Consider the following 15214-nt stretch of genomic DNA (forward strand, 5'->3'; position numbering starts at 1 on the left):
GGCCTCGTGCCGCTCCTCCTCACGGGCTCGCTTGCCCATGCGCAGGCTCCGGCCAAGGCCGAAGCGTCGCGGTACTCGCCATCCGCCGCCTCGCGGTGGTTGGACATCTCCCTGGAAGCCACCGCTCGGGAGGTGGATCGCAACGGCGCGCGGCCCACCATCCTCTCGCGCACCCTGGCCATCGCCATGACGGCCATGTACGACGCCTGGGCCGCGTATGACGACAAGGCCGTGGGCACGCGCCTGGGCGCCACGCTGCGGCGGCCCGCGGCGGAGCGGACGCTGGCGAATCGAGAGAAGGCCATCGCCTACGCCACCTACCGCGCCCTGGTGGACGTGTACCCCCAGGACCAGGCGTGGTGCGCCGAGCAGATGCGCAAGATGGGCTTCGACCCGAATGACACCTCGAAGGACCTCGCCACGCCGCAGGGCGTGGGCAACGCCGCCGCGGCCGCCGTCATCGCCTATCGCCACCAGGATGGCGCCAACCAGCTCGGGGACGAGCGCGGCTCCAAGGGAGGCGCCTACTCCGACTACACCTATTACACCCCCGTCAACTCACACCTTGAGCTGCTCGACGCCGACCGCTGGCAGCCCATCACCTTCGACAACGGCAAGGGCGGCAAGGTCACCCCCGGCTTCCTCACGCCGCACTGGTACCGGGTGAAGCCCTTCGCGCTCGAGCGGCCGGACCAGTTCCGCCCGCCCCCGCCGCCCCTCGTGGGCTCGAAGCAGCTGCTCGCCGAGGTGGATGAAATCATCGCCTACAACGCCAGCCTCACCCCCGAGCAGAAGGCCATCGTCGAGTTCATGCGCGACGGTCCCCGGTCCACCGGACAGTCCGGGCACTGGCTGAAGTTCGCGCAGGCCGTCTCGCGCCGCGACCGCCATACGCTCGAGCAGGACGTGAAGCTGTACTTCGCCGTGGCCAACGTGGCGATGGATGCCTTCATCGCCTCCTGGGAGGCCAAGCGCTTCTATGACACCTCCCGCCCGTGGACGCTGGTGCGGCATTACTACGCGGGCCGGAAAATCAAGGGCTGGGCAGGGCCCGGCAAGGGCGTCATCGAGCTGCCCGCGGAGTCCTGGCACCCCTATTCGCCCTCCACCTTCATCACCCCGCCCTTCCCGGGCTACGTCTCGGGGCACAGCACCGTGAGCGCCGCGTGCGCCAAGGTGCTGGAGCTGTCCACGGGAAGCGACACCTTCGGTGAGGTGGAGAAGCGCACCGCGGGCGAGCTCACGGAGGCGGACTTCCCATGCACCGCCATCCAGCAGGGCCTGGGGCAGGCTCCCGCCGGGGCGAGCCAGGGCTGCGTGGTGTCCCTGAAGCTGCCGACCTTCAGCGCCACCGCGGAGATGGCGGGCATCTCCCGCGTCATGGGCGGCTACCACATCCAGGCGGACAACGTGGAAGGCTTGGCGCTCGGGCGCAAGGTGGCGAACTTCACCTGGCCTCGGATGCAGGCCTACTTCAACGGCGCTCCCGGCGTCGCGACGCCCGGCGCCCCTTGAGCACCGGCGGGTGCTCCGGAGGCGGAGAGCTCGGCGAGCACCGCCTCCAGCACCTCGCCGCCGCGGACGATGCGCACCAGGCGCCCCTGCGCGTCATAGAGCAGCACCGTGGGTAGCGCGAGCTGTCCACCCGGTGAGAGCGGATCCGCCACCTCGGCCGGCAGCGCCGCCACCAGATAGGAGATGGCCAGCTTCGCGGCCTCGGCCTGCACCTGCTCCGGCGCGTGCGCCGCCAGGCCGCGCACCTGCCACCGCCCCTCCTGGGCCAGCTTGGACAGGATGGGCACCTCCGCGCGGCACGGCTTGCACCACGAGGCGAAGATCTGCACCGCCGTGGGCCTTCCATCCTTCACACCGCCCACCTGCTCCACGCTCAGCGGCAGCTTCGGCGCGCTCACGCGGGGCGCGCGGGGGGTGAACGGGGTGGAGTCCTTCGCCCCACCCTCCGTCAGTGCCCAGCGCCGGCCCGCCTGGAGCGTGCCGAAGGACTCCGTCACTCCGGGGCGCCACGTCACCTCCACCTCCGCCTGCTCCTCCGTGCCCATGCCCACATGCACGGAGGGGTCCACCGCGCTCACGTAGCCCCGCGTCAGCAGCACCGGGAAGGCCCGCGTGCCCGCCGCCGTCCGCACCCGCACCGTCGCGGTGCTCGCCTCGGCATCCCCCTGGAGCGCCTTGAGCCGCAGCTCCATCGCGCGGCCCCCCTCCCCTTCGTTCACGAAGAGCTGGAGGCGCGGCTTGGCCCGGTTGAGCATGAGCAGCTCCTGGTCTCCGTCGCCGTCCAGGTCCTGCGCCACCAGCGCCCGGCCATCCAAGCGGGAGGCGAAGCCATCCGTGTAGGAGCACTCCTCGAAGGAGCCATCCGGCCGCTGCAGCCACAGCTTCTTGGGCTCCCAGCCCGAGAAGGACATCTCGTAGCCGGTCAGCCCTTCACGCCGCAGCGGAGAGGGTCCCCCCTGCGCCATGACATAGGGGGTGGTCGTCGCCGCTGTGCTCTTGCGGCTGACCGACTGGGTATCGAGTGAGAGCGCCAGGACCTGGCGCCAGTAGACACTTCAAAGATCTTTTCGATTTGGCGCGCTGTAGAAGCCATTCGCCACGGCGATGTCCAACCGCCCATCGTCATCCGCGTCGAGGAAGATGGAGCCAAAGGCCCACAGGCCGCGGTTCACGCCGCGCGCCAGGGCCACCTCCTCGAAGCCGCCACCCTCGCGCGCGAGGTAGAGCGTGTTGCCCGCGGCGAACTTGTCCAGCCGGGCCTTCAGCTCCGGGCGCACCTGGGCCGCGGCGGCCAGCACGCGCGTGCCGGCCTTGGAGAACATGTTGGCGACATAGAGGTCCAACCGCCCGTCGCCGTTCACGTCTCCGACGTCCGCGCTCATGCCGTTGCCCGGATCCCTCAGGCCGTGGGCGTCCGTCACATCACGCGGAGTGCCCTCGGCCTCCATGCGCCAGAGATCATTGTCCCCGAAGTCATTGGCCACATAGACCTGGGGGCGCCCCTCTCCGAGCAGGTCGGCCGCGACGGCGGCCAGGCCCCAGCGCCGGTGCCGCTCGGCCTTGGGCGGCGAAACCTCCTCGAAGGAGAGGTCCCCCTTGCCCAGGAAGAAGCGCGGGGGGCGGCCATCCTTCGCATCGAGCATGTCGTCCGGCTCGGACTTCATCGGGTAGTGGATGAGGACGAGGTCCAGCTTGCCGTCGCCATTGAAGTCCGTGGTCAACGAGGTGTGCGTGTTGGCGGCGGGCAGCTTCGACGCGACGCTCGTGAGGACGCCCTTGTCATTGCGGAGCACGAGCGGGCGGGAGTCGGCATTCCAGGCGGTCTGCGTGGTGACGATGACGTCCGGGTCCCCGTCGGCGTCGAAGTCCCCGGCCGCCAGGGAAGAGAACCAGGCGCCCTTGGGAGGCGACACCTTCAGCTGCGTGCGCTCATAGCGCAGGGGCGCGGTGGCCTGGAGCAGGTAGAGGGCGCGCACGTCGGCGACGAGTACGTCCATCCGCCCATCGGCGTTGAAGTCGCGCACGGCGAGGGCGCCGCTGTTCATGGCCGCCTGCATGCCCGCGGCCTCGCCGTCCGCCTCGGGAGGGAGCACGAGCCCGACGCTCTCGGCCTGCTCGACGAAGCGCGGCTCGGGGCGGACCACCTCCTGCTTCCAGGCCGGCTCCAGGCGCTCCAACCGCCACGCGTCCCGGCGCGGGCGGCTCAAGGTGGCGGCCGCCTCGCCTCGGACCGAGCGACGGCCACCCTGGTGATCCACCCCGTCCAGCTCGAAGAGCATCCGCACCGTGGCGTCCTTGGGCCCGGGCTCGAAGCCGAGCGCGCGCACGCTGCATGAGGCGAGCGAGACGAAGGACTCGGTGGGCAGGCGGGCTTCGGGAGTGGCGACCTCCTCGGGCCAGGTGAAGCGCCCCTGCTTGAGCGGGCCACAGAGGCGGGTGTCGAAGAACGACTCCAGCGAGTCCTGCAGGGCCTCGCGGGAGTCGAGATCATCCAGCATCTTCTGGGCAACCCGGCTGGGTGCGCCCACGGCGGAGGACGCCGCGAGGCATAGCAGAAGCGGGAGCAGGGGGTTCCGCATTCACGCGGAGTGTAGCACGCCGCGCCGCGTCCAGCAGGAGGCGTACCACGCTTCTAGCCCCGCACTTCGCGCACTCCCCTGGCGATAGGCTGTAAATTGGCTGCACGGTGAAGCTGTGCTCAGCGCCAACCGCCCGGAGTTATTGGGGACTCTCCCCCCCCACGAGCACCCTGCTCGTGGGTAGAGGAAGCAAAGCGCCCGCTGCCTGTAGCCGACGTTCTCGAGGTATGCCCCCGAGCGAGCAGATGCTGGGGCCTGGAGGCTCCACATGCCACGCTCGGTAGTTCTGCTGCTCTGGGTGTTCCTCTTCGGGTGCAGCGGCAGCACGACGAAGGCCGTCCGCTTGGACACAGGCCGAGGCGAGCCTGGCGTCCACCTCCCGCGTCGCGACGTGGAACTGGCGGCGGTGAGCGAAAAGGAGTTCAAGAAGGCCGTCGCGCACCATGCTGCCTCTGTGCCTTCCGTCGAGCGGCCCCTGGAGTACGCCCGGCAGGTATTCGGGGTGCCCGAGCGAAGCGGCTGGTACCGGTACGACGGCAGGAGCCAACGCCTCGTGGCCTCGGCACCGGGGAGCACCAGGAACCTGCGTCTGTTGCCCGAAGACGAGGAGCTGAAGCGCCGCTACCTGCTGTGGTGCGAGCACGCATGGGGAGGCGGAGATTGCCTGCGGCTACTGGTGGACAAGCCCTTCCTGGATGGGGATGCCAGGTACGCGCTGGCCATGGCGATTGCTCACAGCAAGGTGCTGGGGGCCACGAAGGAGGAACTCGCCCGGATGGTGAGTCCCCAGGCGGTGGTGGCCACCGTGGTGGGCGGTCTGACCATGTACGCCATCTTGCTCGCACTCCCCGAGCCGGTGAGCAAGGGCATCGCCGCGCTGATGACGCTGGGGGCCATGGCCTACCTGGGCTGGGACACGGTGTGGCGCCTCATTGATGGGTGGCGAGTACTGATGAAGGAAGTGGATCAGGCCACCACCTTTGATGGCATCTACGCCTCCGGAACGAAGTTCGGGGAGACGATGGGGGAGAAGGCAGCGCGAGCCTTCGTCATGCTGGGCACAGTGGCCCTGGGGAACACGGCGGCGGGCATGGCGACAACGCTCCCGAAGTTGCCGGGAGCCGGGCAGGCGGCGGTGGTGGCCGAAGCCCAGCTGAACATCCGCTTCACGGCCCCAGCACTGGCTCAAGTGGAGTCGGTCGCCATCACTTCCGAGGGCATCACCCTTGCGTTGGCCCCCAACGCCGTTGCCATGGCAGCGCGTGACAGTTCAGGCGGCAAGGCTGGTGCGCACGAAGAGCCGCCCCGCTCCGAGGGCCCAGGGGGATGGGTGCAGGTGGACGAGTCCATGTCCGTGAGCGCCCGGACCTATCAAGCCCAGAGGACAGGGGCGCTCGAGGGCTACGCCTACCGCGTCAAGGTGGGTGACGAGGAGGTGGACTTCGATGGCTTCGAGCAAGGTGTGCTTCTCGAGGTCAAGGGCCCCGGCTACGCGCAGTGGATCACCCAGAAGCTGGACTTTCTGCCGATCTTCCAGGGACGCGACAAACTGCTTGCACAAGCGCGCCGCCAGCTTGACGTCGCCCGTGGAACGCCCATCCGATGGATCGGCGCCGAGGAGAAACTCGCAGGCGCACTCCGGAAGATGTTTGAGCGATACGGCCTCAAGATCGAGGTCCTTCATGTTCCCCCGACTCCCCCGACCCCGTGAGGAGTAGCCGTCGGATGATCGAAACGTATTACGCTGGCTCCTATTGGCTCGCCCGGCCCGAAGCCGCCCCGTCTTGCGCACAGCGCGCGGAGCGTTTCTTCCACCTGCTGGGGCACTGTGATCCGGCGTGGACCCGCTGGTGTGAGAAGGCAGACTCCTTTGAGGAGGCGCGCCAACGCCAGTTCACGACAGACGCCGCGAACTTCCAGAAGCTGTTCGCACAGAGAGAGAATCGGGTCTCTTCTGGTTTCTCATTCCACCTGTGGACGGGTGAGAATTTGGAGGAGACGTCCGTCGTTGACGGCAGTTGCGGTCATCCCTCTCCCCATTTCCCATCCGTATGCGTGCTCAAGCCATACGAAGAGGGGCGCCTCGGGGAGCGAGTGCTGACTGCCCCGGTCTTGACCGAGGTGTTGCGCACCATGGCCCTGGCCTGGGATCCAGAGTGGGGAGTCGCGACCTCTGAGGCGCACCGTCAGATGGCCGTGAAGGGGTTCCCCGATCCAGGCACCTTCGTGGGCTGGGTGATGTACTTCTCGCGGCTGCGCGGCACAGTGCCCCCCCTGCCTGCCCCCGTGCGCATCGAGCCTGTGGAGGACAAGGGCACCCTCGTCATCCTCACACCCGAGCGGTTCACCGCTTCCAACCCGGAGCATGTGACGCTGGCCGCTCGGGTTCACGAACTGCTGGACCGTGCCGGGCTACTGCGGCCATTACAACCCTGGCAGGCAGGTTGACTGCCTGGCCGTAGGTTGCGCTCTCGCACGACACGCTTCATCGCCCGGGAGAATTCGAGAAGCGTTTGAGGCGCTCACTTCCCCAGCTTGAGTCCGTGCGGACGCGCCAGGAGGCGATCCACGTAGGCCTCCAGCTTGGGCCGATCCGGCGTGCCACCAAACCGACGTGCCCAGATGAACATCGAGCCGATCATCACATCCGCCGCGGTGAACCAGTCGCCGAACAGGAAGGGACCCGCGCCCAGCTCGCCTTCGACGACGTCGAGGGCCGTCTTGAAGTCGGTCCACCCTCGCTGAGGAGGCGTCTCGAGCTTCATCAAGCTGTCCCCCATGGCCGGCTCGAGCTGCGAGGTCGAGTACACCATCAGCGACAGGTAGCGCCCGCGCTGAGGGTCGCCGATCCGGGGTGCCAGCTTGGCCTCGGGGAACTTGTCCGCCAGGTACAGACAGATCGCCGTGTTCTCGAAGAGCTTGGCATCTCCATCCACCAGCGCGGGCAGCTTGCCTGCGGGGTTGATCTTCAAGAACTCGGGTGTCTTGTGCTCGCGCTTCTCGAGGCTGATGGGCACGAGCTCGTACGGAGCACCGCACTCATCCAACATCCACTTGGTGATGGTCGCACGACTCTGGGGATTGAAGTAGAGCTTCATCGTGAGGAACCTGCCGGGAAGGGTGGACGGCGCGCGAGCTTGTCCCCTCGACACCGTCTCCTCAAGCGAGAGCTGCGACTGACTGTCCCCTGGCAATAGGCTGTAAATCTGGCTGCATCGGTGGCCGGACTCAGCTCCAACTGCCTGGAGCTATTGGGGATTTTCTGTGCGCTGAGTCGCGCGGGGAACGGAAGGAGGCCCGCGCCCCGCCTCGTCCTTTCGGGCAGGGCTGCGTTCGAGGCATTCGGGCCGGGATGTGCGAGCATGGGCCGAGTTGGGGGGCAGCCCCGGTCTTCGACAAGGGAGGAATCGCGGTGGACTGGTCGGCCTATGCACGCGAGCAGGGACTGGGTCGCGAGGTGGGAGACAACCTCGCCCGCGCCGCGCAGCTGTCACGAAGCCCCGTGCTGACAACGGGAGATCTGCTGCGCGCCCTGGTGCGGGACACGGGCCACGCGGGCACGGCCTGCGCCGCGCTCGGGCTCGAGCCAGCCCGGGTGGAGTCGGCCCTCGAGGAGCTGGCCCTCGCTCCCGAGCCGCTGCTGCGGAACGTGATGGAGCTGTCCGGCCCCACCGTCTCCGCCACCCTGCACGTCCAGGACGAGGGCAACCTGCTGGGCCTGCAGACCTCGGGCGCGCTGCTGCTGACGCTCCGGCCGGACCGACCGGAGGTGGCCTCCGAGTCCGTGGATCCGCTGGACACCCCGGGGCACGGAGAGCTGGCCCTGGAGATGCTGGGCATCGGGCGCCTGCCCCTGCGCGCCGCCGTGCTGGAGGCCATCGCCCGCAGCCACCCGGACACCCGGGACTGGGAGACGCGGAGCCAGAGCTTCCTGCGCCTGAGCCGCTTCCACACGGTCTACCCCTACCCCGGCGAGAAAGAGCCGCCCCCGGCTTCGGCCGAAGCGGTGGAGGAGGCCGCGCGCCTGTCAGCCATGGCGGTCCACTACCTCCACGCGTCCGCCGAGGACCTCAAGTGGCTGGGCACCGCGCTCTATGACGAGCGGAAGAAGTGGTTCGTCGTGCGCCTGGTGCGGATGACGGAGTCACTGCCCCAAGCACTGCTGGAGCCGCTGGTGTGCGCGGCCATCTACGAGCAGGACCCAAGCCGCAACCGCCACTTCGTGGAAGCGGCTGTCCACGGGGTGGGCCAGTCGGCCGTCCACGAGCGGCTGCTCTGGTACATGCGCCAGGGCGTGGACGCGGAGAAGTCCGGCGCCATGCGTGCCCTCTATTGGTGCCCGCCGCCGGACGCGGCCTCCGTGAAGGAGACGGCGCGCTGGCTGCTGGACGCGTTCATCCGCGAGTCCGACCTGGACGTGCAGCGCAACGCCCTGTCGAAGCTGGCGCTGATCGACTGGCGCGCCATGGACGCAGGGCTGCAGGCCCGGCTGGGCGATGTGCTCCACCGCGCCGCGTCCCACCCGGACGTCTACATCCGGCACCGGGCCGACGTGCTCCGGGGCGAGGCGAAGGACCTCCTGCCGCAGCCAGCTCCGGCGCGGTAGGCCCGCTACGACAGGTCCGAGAGCCGCTCGTCGATCTCCTCGGCGAGGCTGGGGTGGCTCTGGGCCAGCGCCACCTCCCGCGCCCGGGTGAGCACCTCGCGGGCCTGCGGGTTCTGCCCTGCCCCGGCGTAGGCGTCGCCCAGGGAGACGAGGGCCGCCGCGTACTGGGGGTCCAACCGGGTGGCCGCCTCGAGGCTCTTCACCGCCTCGGCATACTCCCGGCGCTCCAGCAGCAGCTTGCCGAGGGAGAAGTGGGCCATGGGCGAGTCAGGGAACTCGGCCGCCATCTGCTTGAACTGCTCCAACCGGGCATCGCTCATGCGCCTCTGATAGAGGAGAGTCATGACGGTTGCCAAGGAAGACGTGCGGGCCCTCGCCCAGGCCGCTCGGGAGGCCTCTCGGGCGCTCGCCATCGCCTCTACCGAACAGAAGGACGCCGCCCTGCGCGCCATGGCCCGCCACCTGCGCAAGGCCGCCCCCACCCTGCTCGCCGCCAACGCCGAGGACGTGGCCGCCGCGCGCACGGCGGGCAAGAACGCGGCCTTCCTGGACCGGCTCCTGCTGGACACGGGCCGCCTGGAGTCCATGGCCCGCGCCGTGGAAGCCGTGGCGGACCTGAAGGACCCGGTGGGCGAGGTGACGGAGACGTGGAAGCGCCCCAACGGGCTGAAGGTGGCCAAGGTGCGGCTGCCGCTGGGCGTGGTGCTGATGATCTACGAGTCGCGGCCCAACGTGACGAGCGACGCGGCGGCGCTGTGCCTCAAGAGCGGCAACGCGGTGCTGCTGCGCGGCGGCAGCGAGTCGGCGCGCTCCAACCAGGCCATCGCCGAGGCGCTCTCGGCGGGGCTCCAGGAGGCGGGGCTGCCGGCGCACAGCGTCCAGGTGGTGCCGGCGGGCGAGCGCGAGTCCCTGCTGGAGTTGCTGAAGCTGGAGGGCCTCATCGACCTGTGCATCCCCCGGGGCGGCGAGGGGCTCATCCGCTTCGTGGCGGAGAACGCCCGCATCCCCGTGGTGAAGCACTACCAGGGCGTCTGCCACGTCTACGTGCATGAGGCGGCGGACCTGGACATGGCCACGCGCATCACCGTCAACGCGAAGGCGAGCCGCCCCGGCGTGTGCAACGCGGCCGAGTGCCTGCTGGTGGACCGCGGGGTGGCCGAGCAGTTCCTGCCCGAGGTGGGACGTGCCCTGGTGGACAAGAAGGTGGAATTGCGCGGCTGCCCCACCACGGTGGCGGTGCTCACCCGCGCCGGAGTGCCGGTGACGCCGGCCACCGAAGGGGACTACGGGCACGAGTTCCTGGACCTCATCCTCGCGGTGCGGGTGGTGAAGGACCTGGACGCGGCGCTGGGACACATCGCCCGCTATGGCAGCGAGCACACCGAGGCCATCGTCACCGAGGACGAGGGGGTGGCGGGGCGCTTCACCCGGGAGGTGACGGCCAGCGGGGTGATGTGGAACGCCTCCACGCGCTTCAATGACGGGGGCGAGCTAGGACTGGGAGCGGAGATTGGAATCTCCACCAGCCGATTGCACGCCTTTGGACCGATGGGGCTGAGAGAATTGACGAGTCAAAAGTACGTCGTCCACGGCAAGGGGCAGGTGCGCTAGGGTGGCGCTCCACACATGGCACTGAAGAAGAAGAAGACGAGTTCGCCCAAGGCGAAGAGTGGCGCGAAGAAGGCGACGGGCGCGCGCAAGGCCCCGGCGGCGAAGAAGCCGGCGGCGCGCAAGAAGACCAGCCCCCTGAAGCCACCGCGCAGGAAGAAGGCGCTCCTCAAGGCGGCACCCGAGGTCGAGGCTCCCGCCGAGAACCCTCAGGCCAAGGCGCTGGCGCACAAGGTGGCCCGGCTGCTGCTCGACAAGAAGGCCACCGAGGTGCTGGTGCTGGACGTGCGCGGCATGGCCTCGTACGCCGACTACATCGTCCTGGCCTCGGGCGAGAGCGACCGCCAGGTGAGCGCCATGGCGGAGAGCGTCCGCACCAAGGTGAAGGAAGAGGACGCGCTGCACCCCACGGGCACCGAGGGCTGGGAGACGGGCCAGTGGGTGCTGCTCGACTACGGCGAGGTGGTGGCGCACCTGTTCCTCGCCGAGACGCGCGCCTTCTATGACCTCGAGGGCCTCTGGGCGGACGCGCCTCGGGAGAAGCTCGCCTGAAGGTAAGGCTGCTGTCGGTGGGCAAGGACCGCTCGGGCCTGTTCGAGCCCGGGGTGCGCGAGTACGCCTCGCGCCTTGCCCACTACACCCGCTTCGAGCTGGTGGAATTGCCGGAGGCGAGCGGCAAGAAGCTCAAGCCGGGAGATGCGAAGGCGGCCGAGGCCGAGGCCATCCTGAGCCGCCGCAAGCCCCAGGACTGGCTGGTGGCGATGGACGAGCGCGGCAAGCAGCTCGACTCGGTGGAGCTCAGCCGCTACGTGGCCAAGGCGCAGGATGGCGCCAAGGACCTGTACTTCGTCATCGGCGGGGACGAGGGGCTGGACGACACGGTGCGCCAGGCCGCGCACCTCACGCTCTCCCTGTCGCGGATGACGCTGCCGCACCGGATGGCCCGGCTGGTGCTCATCGAACAGATCTACCGGGCGTTCACCCTCCTCAAAGGTGAGCCGTACCACAAGTGACGCGCGGGGTGGCCCCGTCAGGCCGCGCGAAACCGGAGCGTCGGGCGCGTCATGATGACCGCGCCCACTTCGACTCCCCCGAGTGCCCAAGTCCGCATCATCGCCTCCTCGCAATCGTGGGTCGAAGGCGAAGCCGTCCGACAGCTCGAAGCCGTGGCGCGATCTCCCGGAATGCGCCTGGCGGTGGGCTTGCCAGACCTCCACCCAGGCAAGGGAGCACCGGTGGGCGCCGCGTTTGCCTCCGAGGGTCTGCTCTATCCGTACCTGGTGGGCAATGACATCGGCTGTGGGATGGGGCTGTGGGACGTGGATCTGCTGGCGCGCAAGGCGAAAGCAGAGCGGTGGGCAGCGAGGCTGGACCTGGAGGGGCCGTGGGACGGGGACACGGATGGCTTCCTGGCCGAGCACGGGGTGAAGGCCTCGGGATTCGAGATGGCGCTGGGCACGGTGGGCGGGGGCAACCACTTCGCGGAGATACAGCGGGTGGACGCGGTGCATGACGGGAAGACGTTCGATGCGCTGGGGCTGAAGGGGGAGCGGTTGCTGCTGCTGGTGCATTCCGGCTCACGCGGCCTGGGCGAGGCGACGCTGAGAGCCCATGTGGACCGGCACGGTGCGGGAGGGCTGGCGCAGGACTCGGCGGATGCGCGGAAGTACCTGACGCGGCATGACCACGCGGTGGAATGGGGCCGAGCGAATCGCGCGCTGGTGGCCCGGCGGATGTTGGATGGGATTGGCGCCACTGGCCGGCGCGTCTTGGATGTGTGCCACAACAGCGTCACCCCGTTGAAGCTGGAGGGCTGTGCCTGCTGGCTGCACCGCAAGGGCGCGGCGCCCTGGGACCAGGGACCGGTGGTGATTCCCGGCAGCCGCGGCTCGCTGAGCTACCTGGTGCTTCCGGTGGGAGATGGCTCCGCGAGCGCGTACAGCCTGGCGCACGGCGCCGGCCGCAAGTGGAACCGCACCAACGCGCGTGAGCGGATGCGCGAGCGCTTCAGCGCCGAGTCCCTCACCCGCACCTCCTTCAAGAGTCACGTCATCTGCGAGGACCGCGACCTGCTCTTCGAGGAGGCGCCGCCCGCGTACAAGCCCATCGACCGCGTGGTGACGGACCTGGTGGAGGCGGGCCTCGTCCGGGTGGTGGCCACGCTGGCCCCCGTGCTCACGTACAAGACACGCGCCCACGCGCGCTCGTAACGGAGTCGACGGGGGACTCAGCGAGCGCCGGGAGTGAAGACCTCGATGCGCTCGCCCTGGAGCCGGAAGTCCTGCGTCCCCTCCTCCTCGCTCTTCAGCACGACGAGGGACTGCCCCTGGTGGCGGAGGCGGTGCGGCACCAGCGTGTCCGGCTCGGTGACGAGCTCGAAGATGCCGTTGAGCTGCATCCGCTCCACCGTCATCTCTGGCAGCGCGGATTCCGGCAGGCCCGCGTTGGCCTTCATGAAGGCCTTCATCCGCTTCACCAGCTCGAGCCCTCCCCGCTGGGTGCCCTCCGGATCCAGGGAGGCCTCCAGCGTCAGCAGCACGCAGCGCTTCTCCGACTCGCCCTCGGCGCAGGGGACGCGCTCCTTCAGCGTCAGGCGCTCCACGGTGTCCAGGCTGTTGCCGAAGAAGGGCACCGTCATCCGCCCCTTGCGCTCGACAGGCTTCCCCGGCTCGAGCGCGAGCCCGTTCCACTTGCCCACCAGCTCGTCCCACCGGTCCCGAGAGGCCTGCTCCAGCGCGCCGCCCACCAGCCCCCGCAGCTCCTTCTGTTGCTCGGGAGGAACGCCCTGGCTCTCGGCGTCCTTGAACATCTCCCCCAGCGCCTGATCCACGCCCTCGACACGCTTGAACTCTCCCGAGTCCCCCACCACCATGGTGGGCGTCAGCATCGGCTGGGCGGGTGTGGCTGAGGTGCTCGCCTCACCGGGAACAGGCACGGTGACGACCTTTCGCTCCTCCCCCATCCCCTCCATCCGGAGCTGGAACCGTCGCTCCTTGCGCTCCGGGGGCTGGGTGCCCTGGGCCTCCACGGTGGTGGAAGTCACCTGCGCCGTGAAACCCGCCGGCCATGCGAAGCGCAGGCCCACCGCGTCACCTGAGGGTGCTGGCGAGCCCTCGGCTCCCGAGGACGTCGCACAGTGAGGAAGCAACCCGGCGAGGGCCAGGGCGAGGACAACGCGGTGGAGGCGAGGCATGGGGGGCGGACTCTAGCCCCGGCGCCGAGAGGGGCTTGGAACTTTCGCCGTTCGGAGAACGACTGCCCGGCTGAGGAGCATGCACTTTTCGCCCCCAGCACGCGCCAGGGTGGTTAGGTTTGCCTCCCATGAAACCAGCGCACAAGGTCCTGCTCTGCATCCTGGATGGATGGGGCATCCGCAAGGAGCGCGAGGACAACGCGATCCTCCTGGCCGGAACCCCTCAGCTCGAACGCATCTCGCACGGCTACCCCTTCACCGAGCTACAGACCGCCGGCCTCGCGGTGGGCCTGCCCGAAGGGCAGATGGGCAACTCGGAGGTCGGCCACACCAACATCGGCGCCGGCCGGATCGTCTACCAGGACCTGGTGCGCATCAACCGGGCCGCCGCCTCGGGGGAGCTGGGCAGCAACCCCGTCATCCGCGCCGCCATGGACAAGGCCAAGTCCGAGGGCAAGGCCTTCCACCTGCTGGGGCTCGTCTCTCCGGGCGGGGTCCACTCCTCGATGGAACACCTGTACGCGCTGCTCAAGGCGGCGCGCGAGCGGGGCCTGCCCCAGGTCTACATCCACGCCTTCCTGGACGGGCGCGACACGCCGCCCCAGAGCGCGCTGGGCTACGTGGAGGAGCTGGAGCGCTTCCTCAAGGAGACGCACGCCGCGCGCATCGCCACCGTGGGCGGGCGCTACTACGGCATGGACCGCGACAAGCGGTGGGACCGCGTGAAGCTGGCCTATGACGCCCTGGTGTTCGGGCAGGGCCCCAAGGCGCCCGACGCGCTGTCGGCCATCCGCGCCTCGTACGCGGAGAAGGTGACCGACGAGTTCGTCAAACCCACCATCATCAGCCAGGGCGACGGCACCCCCGTGGGCCGCATCCAGGATGGCGACGTGGTGATGTTCTTCAACTTCCGCGCGGACCGCGCCCGAGAGATGACGCGTGCGCTGGCCTACTCGGACTTCAAGGAGTTCGACCGGGGTGGGCTCAAGCTGGGGCGCTACGTCTGCATGACCCAGTACGACGAGACGTTCGACCTGCCCGTGGCCTACGGGCCGGAGCAGCCGCAGGAGATCTTCCCCGAGGTGCTGGCGCGCGAGGGCCTCAAGCAGTTCCGCACCGCGGAGACGGAGAAGTACGCGCACGTGACGTTCTTCTTCAACGGCGGCCGCGAGGTGGTCTACCCCGGCGAGGAGCGGCACCTGGTGCCCTCGCCGCGCGACGTGAAGACGTATGACTTGAAGCCGGAGATGGCGGCGCACGAGGTGACGTCCGAGCTCGTGCGGCGCATCGACTCGGGCAAGTACGACTTCGCCCTGGTGAACTTCGCCAACCCGGACATGGTGGGCCACAGCGGAAACCTGGACGCCGCCATGAAGGCCGTGAAGGCGGTGGATGAGTGCCTGGGGCAGCTCGGGGACGCGTGCGCGCGCAACGGCTGGGTGCTCGCCATCTCCGCCGACCATGGCAACTGCGAGCAGATGAAGGACCTGGTAACAGGCGAGCCGCACACCGCGCACACGCTCAACCCGGTGCCCTTCTATCTCATCCACCCGGCCTTCCGCGGGCAGAAGCTGCGCCCCGGCGTGCTGGCGGACATCGCCCCCACGCTCTGCAAGGTGATGGGGTTGCCTCAGCCCAAGGAGATGAACCGCCAGGGCCTCTTCTGATTCGGGTTCAGAAGGTGGACCCGCGTCCCACGGCGTGGACGGTGTC

General features: G+C 69.1%; 14 protein-coding genes. 9 read left to right on the forward strand and 5 right to left on the reverse strand.

The annotated features are described in order from the left end of the window. Positions 1-6 precede the first annotated feature (6 nt). A complete protein-coding gene (locus tag SYV04_RS09835; protein ID WP_321545416.1) occupies positions 7-1515 on the forward strand; it encodes a vanadium-dependent haloperoxidase in 1509 nt (502 codons plus the stop codon). Here SYV04_RS09835 and SYV04_RS09840 read toward each other — a convergent pair. Together SYV04_RS09840 and SYV04_RS09845 are read right to left on the reverse strand one after the other, a co-directional pair. Further along, a complete protein-coding gene (locus tag SYV04_RS09840; RefSeq protein ID WP_321545417.1) occupies positions 1470-2480 on the reverse strand; it encodes an ASPIC/UnbV domain-containing protein in 1011 nt (336 codons plus the stop codon). The two genes, SYV04_RS09835 and SYV04_RS09840, sit on opposite strands and share 46 nt — an antisense overlap. 90 nt (positions 2481-2570) lie before the next feature. After that, the gene (locus SYV04_RS09845; protein WP_321545418.1) at positions 2571-4043 is read right to left on the reverse strand and encodes an FG-GAP repeat domain-containing protein; all 1473 of its coding nucleotides are present in this window, start codon (positions 4041-4043) and stop codon (positions 2571-2573) included. A gap of 319 nt (positions 4044-4362) precedes the next feature. Between SYV04_RS09845 and sitA5 the strand changes: the two genes are divergently transcribed. After that, positions 4363-5805 (forward strand): SitA5 family polymorphic toxin, encoded by a 1443-nt coding sequence (gene sitA5, locus SYV04_RS09850; protein ID WP_321545419.1) that lies wholly within the window; start codon positions 4363-4365, stop codon positions 5803-5805. 14 nt (positions 5806-5819) lie between these two features. Further along, positions 5820-6542: an immunity 52 family protein gene (locus SYV04_RS09855; RefSeq protein WP_321545420.1), complete on the forward strand. Its 723-nt coding sequence runs from the start codon at positions 5820-5822 to the stop codon at positions 6540-6542. 74 nt (positions 6543-6616) lie between these two features. Here the strand turns inward: SYV04_RS09855 and SYV04_RS09860 are convergent, their stop codons facing one another. Next, complete coding sequence (locus SYV04_RS09860) at positions 6617-7192, reverse strand: glutathione S-transferase family protein (RefSeq protein WP_321545421.1); 576 nt, start codon at positions 7190-7192, stop codon at positions 6617-6619. A 314-nt stretch (positions 7193-7506) separates the two neighbouring features. On the opposite strand from SYV04_RS09860, the gene SYV04_RS09865 reads away from it, so the two are divergent. Continuing rightward, on the forward strand, positions 7507-8700 hold the full coding sequence (locus SYV04_RS09865; RefSeq protein ID WP_321545422.1) for a hypothetical protein: 1194 nt from the start codon (positions 7507-7509) through the stop codon (positions 8698-8700). A 5-nt stretch (positions 8701-8705) separates the two neighbouring features. On the opposite strand, the gene SYV04_RS09870 is transcribed toward SYV04_RS09865, so the two are convergent. After that, positions 8706-9044 carry a tetratricopeptide repeat protein gene (locus SYV04_RS09870; RefSeq protein ID WP_321545423.1) on the reverse strand — a complete coding sequence of 113 codons (339 nt, stop codon included), beginning with the start codon at positions 9042-9044 and terminating at the stop codon, positions 8706-8708. Between SYV04_RS09870 and SYV04_RS09875 the strand changes: the two genes are divergently transcribed. From SYV04_RS09875 to SYV04_RS09890, 4 genes are read left to right on the forward strand one after another with little or no spacing between them, the layout of a single operon-like run. Beyond that, on the forward strand, positions 9043-10311 hold the full coding sequence (locus SYV04_RS09875; protein ID WP_321545424.1) for a glutamate-5-semialdehyde dehydrogenase: 1269 nt from the start codon (positions 9043-9045) through the stop codon (positions 10309-10311). The two genes, SYV04_RS09870 and SYV04_RS09875, sit on opposite strands and share 2 nt — an antisense overlap. Before the next feature lie 15 nt (positions 10312-10326). Next, positions 10327-10860 (forward strand): ribosome silencing factor, encoded by a 534-nt coding sequence (gene rsfS / locus SYV04_RS09880; RefSeq protein ID WP_321545425.1) that lies wholly within the window; start codon positions 10327-10329, stop codon positions 10858-10860. Continuing rightward, a complete protein-coding gene (locus tag SYV04_RS09885) occupies positions 10857-11321 on the forward strand; it encodes a 23S rRNA (pseudouridine(1915)-N(3))-methyltransferase RlmH (protein ID WP_321545884.1) in 465 nt (154 codons plus the stop codon). Before rsfS ends, SYV04_RS09885 begins: the two co-directional genes overlap by 4 nt. Before the next feature lie 51 nt (positions 11322-11372). Next, a complete protein-coding gene (locus SYV04_RS09890; protein ID WP_321545426.1) occupies positions 11373-12518 on the forward strand; it encodes an RNA ligase RtcB family protein in 1146 nt (381 codons plus the stop codon). A gap of 17 nt (positions 12519-12535) precedes the next feature. On the opposite strand, the gene SYV04_RS09895 is transcribed toward SYV04_RS09890, so the two are convergent. After that, positions 12536-13501 (reverse strand): hypothetical protein, encoded by a 966-nt coding sequence (locus SYV04_RS09895; protein ID WP_321545427.1) that lies wholly within the window; start codon positions 13499-13501, stop codon positions 12536-12538. A 128-nt stretch (positions 13502-13629) separates the two neighbouring features. Here SYV04_RS09895 and gpmI point away from each other — a divergent pair, with 128 nt between their 5' ends. Beyond that, the gene (gene gpmI / locus SYV04_RS09900) at positions 13630-15168 is read left to right on the forward strand and encodes a 2,3-bisphosphoglycerate-independent phosphoglycerate mutase (protein ID WP_321545428.1); all 1539 of its coding nucleotides are present in this window, start codon (positions 13630-13632) and stop codon (positions 15166-15168) included. The last annotated feature ends 46 nt before the right edge of the window (positions 15169-15214 follow it).

Origin of the sequence: Hyalangium ruber (assembly GCF_034259325.1) — a bacterium.
Lineage (GTDB): Bacteria > Myxococcota > Myxococcia > Myxococcales > Myxococcaceae > Hyalangium_A > Hyalangium_A rubrum.

Bases quoted from the DNA above. Each gene is read 5' to 3' on its own strand.
- SYV04_RS09840 (WP_321545417.1), bottom strand. From the start codon at position 2,480: ATGGCGCAGGGGGGACCCTCTCCGCTGCGGCGTGAAGGGCTGACCGGC.
- sitA5 (WP_321545419.1), top strand. From the start codon at position 4,363: ATGCCACGCTCGGTAGTTCTGCTGCTCTGGGTGTTCCTCTTCGGGTGC.
- SYV04_RS09855 (WP_321545420.1), top strand. From the start codon at position 5,820: ATGATCGAAACGTATTACGCTGGCTCCTATTGGCTCGCCCGGCCCGAA.
- SYV04_RS09860 (WP_321545421.1), bottom strand. From the start codon at position 7,192: ATGAAGCTCTACTTCAATCCCCAGAGTCGTGCGACCATCACCAAGTGG.
- SYV04_RS09875 (WP_321545424.1), top strand. From the start codon at position 9,043: ATGACGGTTGCCAAGGAAGACGTGCGGGCCCTCGCCCAGGCCGCTCGG.
- SYV04_RS09870 (WP_321545423.1), bottom strand. From the start codon at position 9,044: ATGACTCTCCTCTATCAGAGGCGCATGAGCGATGCCCGGTTGGAGCAG.
- rsfS (WP_321545425.1), top strand. From the start codon at position 10,327: ATGGCACTGAAGAAGAAGAAGACGAGTTCGCCCAAGGCGAAGAGTGGC.
- SYV04_RS09890 (WP_321545426.1), top strand. From the start codon at position 11,373: ATGATGACCGCGCCCACTTCGACTCCCCCGAGTGCCCAAGTCCGCATC.
- SYV04_RS09895 (WP_321545427.1), bottom strand. From the start codon at position 13,501: ATGCCTCGCCTCCACCGCGTTGTCCTCGCCCTGGCCCTCGCCGGGTTG.
- gpmI (WP_321545428.1), top strand. From the start codon at position 13,630: ATGAAACCAGCGCACAAGGTCCTGCTCTGCATCCTGGATGGATGGGGC.